Annotated in this window: 6 protein-coding genes and 4 pseudogenes; 2 read left to right on the top strand and 8 right to left on the bottom strand. The window is 51.3% G+C overall.

The features are described 5' to 3' along the window. A pseudogene (locus tag ABJ99_RS25540) lies at positions 1-159 on the top strand (DsbA family protein); the annotation flags it as partial. A 173-nt stretch (positions 160-332) separates the two neighbouring features. On the opposite strand, the gene ABJ99_RS25535 reads toward ABJ99_RS25540, so the two are convergent. The 8 genes and pseudogenes from ABJ99_RS25535 to ABJ99_RS25505 all read right to left on the bottom strand — a co-directional run bounded on the left by ABJ99_RS25535 (position 333) and on the right by ABJ99_RS25505 (position 4873). Next, positions 333-1151: a RelA/SpoT domain-containing protein gene (locus ABJ99_RS25535; RefSeq protein WP_054088153.1), complete on the bottom strand. Its 819-nt coding sequence runs from the start codon at positions 1149-1151 to the stop codon at positions 333-335. A gap of 2 nt (positions 1152-1153) precedes the next feature. After that, positions 1154-2251 carry a ParA family protein gene (locus ABJ99_RS25530; RefSeq protein WP_054088152.1) on the bottom strand — a complete coding sequence of 366 codons (1098 nt, stop codon included), beginning with the start codon at positions 2249-2251 and terminating at the stop codon, positions 1154-1156. Between the two features lie 377 nt (positions 2252-2628). Beyond that, on the bottom strand, positions 2629-3120 hold the full coding sequence (locus ABJ99_RS25525) for a GNAT family N-acetyltransferase (protein ID WP_005736136.1): 492 nt from the start codon (positions 3118-3120) through the stop codon (positions 2629-2631). A 70-nt stretch (positions 3121-3190) separates the two neighbouring features. Then, positions 3191-3382: pseudogene (locus ABJ99_RS29455) on the bottom strand (hypothetical protein). Positions 3383-3632: 250 nt separating this feature from the next. Continuing rightward, positions 3633-3930: pseudogene (locus ABJ99_RS29675) on the bottom strand (hypothetical protein). A 10-nt stretch (positions 3931-3940) separates the two neighbouring features. After that, complete coding sequence (locus ABJ99_RS25515; RefSeq protein ID WP_003347740.1) at positions 3941-4162, bottom strand: hypothetical protein; 222 nt, start codon at positions 4160-4162, stop codon at positions 3941-3943. A 34-nt stretch (positions 4163-4196) separates the two neighbouring features. Continuing rightward, entirely contained in the window at positions 4197-4613 is a 417-nt protein-coding gene (locus tag ABJ99_RS25510; protein WP_007253518.1) for a TraR/DksA family transcriptional regulator, read from the bottom strand. Positions 4614-4648: 35 nt separating this feature from the next. Next, positions 4649-4873 (bottom strand): carbon storage regulator, encoded by a 225-nt coding sequence (locus ABJ99_RS25505; protein WP_007253517.1) that lies wholly within the window; start codon positions 4871-4873, stop codon positions 4649-4651. 79 nt (positions 4874-4952) lie between these two features. Between ABJ99_RS25505 and ABJ99_RS25500 the strand changes: the two are divergent. Beyond that, positions 4953-5403: pseudogene (locus ABJ99_RS25500) on the top strand (IS5-like element ISPs1 family transposase); the annotation flags it as partial.

The raw sequence follows: 5403 nt of genomic DNA, 5'->3' as shown, positions 1-5403 counted from the left end.
AAGGCCAGCCAGGACGGCATCACTGCCACACCAACGTTGGTCATCAAGGACAAGCACTCTGGCCGCACGATCAAGCTGCAGGGCGCTCCAGACGGCGACGTGTTGCTTTCCGCAATCGACTGGCTGGCCAGCACGGACTCGAACAGCAGCGATAAGTGAATCCAGGCGCTCCGTGATCCTATGCATTTCGATTACGGACGGTGTGGACAACTACTGCGACCGCCGCATCGATAGCAACCGGCATAATTACGCAAAACGGGATGCCCATACGCTTACATGCAATGTGTATTCGCCAGATGCTTACACCCGTTTTAGGTCTGTAAAGCCAGCTTTCAAGTGGGGTGATCCTCGGGGTTGATCGGCAGCCCCTCCTCACTCTGCACTAGCGTAGGCGTCGCTGCGGGAGGTGTCACCGATGATAGGGCAACCTTTGCCAAGTGCTCCACAGATGGTTCCAAGACAGGCTCCACCGTGGAAGAAACGATGGGTTGGGCGGCGCGGAATATAGAGTCCACCAAACGGCTGCCTGCCCCAACGACTTTAGCCAATACTCGTAGCTGCTCGCTACAGGCAACGTTGTCCGTTGGCGATGGGTAGTTTAAGGAGTGATCTACCTCTCCCCAGATTTCCTCGAAAAGAGTGCGCACTTGGATCTCACACACCACGTCTGACTCGGCTTTTGGACGTATCACATAGTGCAAGCTAGTATAATGGCTCTCCTTCAACTCGGTGTTGATGTCCAGCTTTTTGAAAAACTCTGCTGATTCTGGATCCCACGTGTAGGCCTTTGGGGGTTCCACAAGGTGCCAGTCGTTCTTGGTCTTCTTCAGGAACTCCGCGTGAAGTGCAATAAACTGATACTGGTGTAGCAACAAAACTCTCACTCCAGACAGGTCTGTTAGCCGACGGAACATTTCTTCCGGCGCGGGTTCAGCTGCTAAATCGGCAAGTTTTCGGGCTACTTTTTCTGTTAAATGTCCCGGATCCTTAATGCGGCTTTTAACTGAGTGGATAACAGGGTGTGGATGTCCGACCAGTCGCGGGTGTGTCTCAAACCACGTGCGAACTGTCGTCATAAAAATGGACAGCTCATGATTCACCTCAGTGAATCGTTGCAAGCAATGCTGAATCAGCGGCTCGGCGTTTGTCATGTTTAGCCGAGCCTCTCAATGCGTGAGAGGAGATCCTTAGAAAACTCTGTATATTTGTCCAATGTTGCCTCGAAGACCCGCCTGCTCCCCATGACGGTATTCACATCATCACCGAGATTTTCTTCAGCAGGTACTTTCCACATCGGAACGTGATACTTCTGCGACATGCCAGTAAGCGTGTTATGGGTATGCATTATTGCCGTACCGCCTATTGGCTGAGCCAGCACTTCAGCAGGTATAACGTTCCTTACGTCCTCCGGCACGCAGCCCATAATTTCAGCAGGTATCTGAAGGGCGTAATGGTAATGGGCCTTCGCAAGCTCCCAAGGTTGGTTTCCTGCATATTTTTTTGCGTTGTAAATAGTGAAGCCAAGTAACTTGACGAAATCCTCGGGAAAGTTCTTCCGTTTTTCTTCCGATAGTAGATGAAATATCGTGCCAAACTGTTTCTGCCATACCGCGAGCGCACTTCCCAGATTTCGAATACCGTAAAGCGAGAACATATCTGGAGCACAAGGAATGATGAAGCCGTCCGTAGTCGAGATGACTACCTTGTTCAACGCACCAATGCTAGGAGACGTGTCCATGATCACAAAGTGATACCCGTAGGCGGCGGCGTATTCCTCGGCAAGCTTCCTTATTCTAGTAATAGTCCTTATTGCGAGCGGGTCGCCCTGATAAACATCACTCCACCGGCTTGATATTTTCTCTTCATACAGATGCATCGTCAACCGACCGGGAATAAGGTGCAAATTTAGAGCTAGTGCAACTGGCGGAGGCAAGATGCCTATCTCTGCTGTACCTTCTTGGGTCGGAGTTAGGAGGTAGTGAATAGATCGAACATTTTGATTTAGAGCTTCGAACTCTTCAACGGTGCTCTGCTCGCGAGTAGCCTTGAAGTCATCAATATAAGCATTTTCCTTTGCCCAAACATCCATCAGCCAATCTTGAGGGACTGAGAGAGTGGAAATATTGCACTGAGGATCCAGATCTATAATGAGAACTTTCTTACCCATTGTCGCGAGAGCATGTGCCAAGTGGAACGTCAACGTGGTTTTCCCCACTCCACCTTTGTTGTTGAATATGGAAATGGTTTTCATGCTGATTCCCTTCAAATAGGCATCGTGTGATGGCCGAGTGCCGGTAGGAGATCACACAACAGGTAAATAGCGCAAGGAGCGCAAGTGGTTCGGACTCAACCGAGCTGACGCATATCTGCGTGCTCTCCGAGAGTCATTTGGTTTGCGGGCACTCAGTGGTCCAAGGGCTCTGCAGCTTCATTGGCTGAACGGGATTGAGCCAGGATTCGATTGACGAGGGTGAAGATGGATGACCGCTACTGATTGACGATGTTGCCAGAGGCCGCGCTAACTCAGTTTTCGGATTGAATTTTGGCAGTTCTAGGCAGTAAGATTTTTCCCCACCCCTGTAGGCTACCCTATATAGCCCGTTCATGACGAAAGACTCCCTACATCGTTCATGAACAAGAAAAGTATCGAACAGAGCCGAAAGACTGAGGAATCTCCCGAAACCCCATCTGTACGAGTAAGCTCATCATACTGATCGAGGCTGGCATGCAACGCACTTGAAGCCTACGCCCAGAGTTCTTCATTTCTTCTCGAAATGTATTGATAACCCAGCGACCAAAACCTCGATTACGCCAATTGGGACTGATCAACAGTACGTTGAGATCTAGAATTGTCGGATCTTCTATAGCTCTGAGCACGCACAAACCTATCGCTTGCCCTTGAGCCTTGATAGCGTAAGTCATCACCATTGCTGGCTTTCCGCTGCTTAGAGCGTCATTTGCAGACTGCAATTCTGACGCGTACTGGGTGACCATAGTATTACTTTTGAGTCCGGTAAAGTGACCACGGCTCGCTTCACATTGAAGAAGCTCTAAGAAATCATCAATCTCCACTCTGCTCGCTTGACTGATCTCTGGCTCAACATACTGCACTCCGCCCATCTCACTCTTCCTTTGATATCGTGTTCGATAGTCCACGCAGACTTCATCTCGCGTGATAGGCAAACCCTACCTATCGGATCAGCAACTTTTCACGCAGCAGCTCAAGAAGCTTGACCCCAAAGGCTGCCATCATAAGAAAAATTCCCAAGAAGAGAACGAGAATACCTGCCTCGGTGTACGCCAGATCTGCTGTTCGCTGCCCTGCTTACCCCAGACCTATTGAGGCAAGAACCGCAATTACTTGAGCCACTGATGGTTTCATACGACGTTCCTTGTGTCTTTTCGGTGCAAAAGAGGTATTTTTCTACTGACCCAGCCCCGGCGACGGTATTCTGCTTTGAAATATGCCGGTGTCAACCGCTGAATCTACATTGAACAACTCTGCAAACCATGTTGCCCAACAACGCAGGATTGTCTGCACAGCGCTTTCCATCGAACCGCCACTGGATGCGTGTTCGGTTTCAACATAGGGGTTGGGGAGCAATAGTCGGTTAAGGCCTATAGGCACTGACCTACTCATCGTCGCGAAGCACCCAGCCCGCTTTTGAAAAAGCCCACCGGGTCAGGACGAGGCTATCAAGGGGGGTCATACGGGCGGTTGTCCCATTCGTTACATGAGATGTTCACCCTTCTAGCATTTATGATCAGTGTTCCTGTGTGCCCTCCCCGGGAAATCAATTGGACTGAATCATCTGACTGTCGCTCGAATTCAATCCGAACCAGGATGGGATAGTCATACCCATCGCCTTTGGCCTTAAGCGGCACGGTAAACGCTATGAACCCCATAACAGGGGTAGCAATCGCGTTCATAGAATTTCCCTTAGCCCTTTGGCTGTGCAGCGGCCCATTGGATATAAGCGCTTTCGATCAACCACGCAGCATCAGCTGCTGTGGGTACAGGATTGAGCGCTATTTGAGCCAGCTTTTTTTCTATCCAAGTCAGCAGTGCGGTACGTCCTGCTGGACAAGGCATCAGATCGCGCTCCAAATGGTCGGCAAGCTCTGAAATAGCCACATCGCGCTCGACACTTTTTGCAGTCATCGCAATTCTCCTGGATCACATCGCTGCGGCGACTTTACTGGGCCACTTGGCGTTGGTGCATTCCCTTGGCCTCCAGCGCACGCATCGATTCGACCGAGTACAACGACTCGGGGACCAGTAGCAGGCGTTTTATGCCTATGGCCTCACCAGTTTCCTGACAAAAACCGTAGTCGCCCAGAGCGAGAATTTCCAGGGCCTTAAGCACATGGCTCAACGTCTGTCTGTCCCTTTCTATCATGCTTGCTGCCACCGCTCTGTTTTCCTCATCGGAAGCGAAGTCGGCTTCGTCCGGGTGACGCTCGATTTCGCAACTGGCCTGACAGCTGAGCAAGCGATCACGAAGCTCTGCGGCTTTGACCTCCAACCTGTCTTTGAAAAAGGCCAGCTGGTCTCCGCTCATATACTCGTCCTCAGCTTGATCCAGCAGTTGCTCAACACTCATCAATGCCATCTTGTGCTCCTGATCTGGTTGGTCATCCAAACTTCCTACTGAGTGACCAACGAACGCCACCGCCGCTTATGAGTAATAACAGGGCCAGGCTTGTGATCGGCCACTTCGTTCCCAACGGTTCTGCCCTGGGCCTCGACGACATCCGGGGCTTCAATCTGGATACGTACATCCCCAGTATCCTCTGAAACGCTTAAGACTTGGATCTGAATTCCATCGCCAATCATAATATTTTCACCTTCGCGGCGAGTCAGAAGGAGCATACGATTTTCCTCTTTACCTAGGTTTTGTACGAAAAGTCGGTGGGGGTAGAATTGCCGCCATGATTGGCTGGAGGCTCGCATGGCAAAGCGTTACGAACTCTCCGACGCATCGTGGGAATTGATCAAGGATCTGGTTTCTCCCGAGCAGAAAATGGGTCGCCCACGTAGTGATGATCGCCTGGTACTCCACGGAGTCCTATGGATTTTGTGCTCGGGTGCTGCCTGGCGTGATCTGCCGGAACGCTTTGGGCCTTGGTCAACGGTGTATCAGCGTTTTCGTGACTGGCGCGATAACGGCACGTTCGACCGGATACTGGAACGCTTGCACATTCGACTCAACCAGGAAGGCCTGATCGATCTGGACACCTGGATGATCGACTCCACGGCGGTACGTGCAACCCGAGCCTCCTCAGGCGCCGGGAAAAAGGGGGGCCTGAAGAACCGCTATACCATGCTCTGGGGCGCACTCGAGGCGGCCTGACAACCAAGATTCATATGGTTTGCGACGCTAATGGCGTGCCATTGCGCTT

This window comes from Pseudomonas syringae pv. cilantro, assembly GCF_001293775.1.
In the GTDB taxonomy this organism is placed as follows: domain Bacteria; phylum Pseudomonadota; class Gammaproteobacteria; order Pseudomonadales; family Pseudomonadaceae; genus Aquipseudomonas; species Aquipseudomonas syringae_P.
This window is presented reverse-complemented; position numbering and strand designations above follow the sequence as displayed.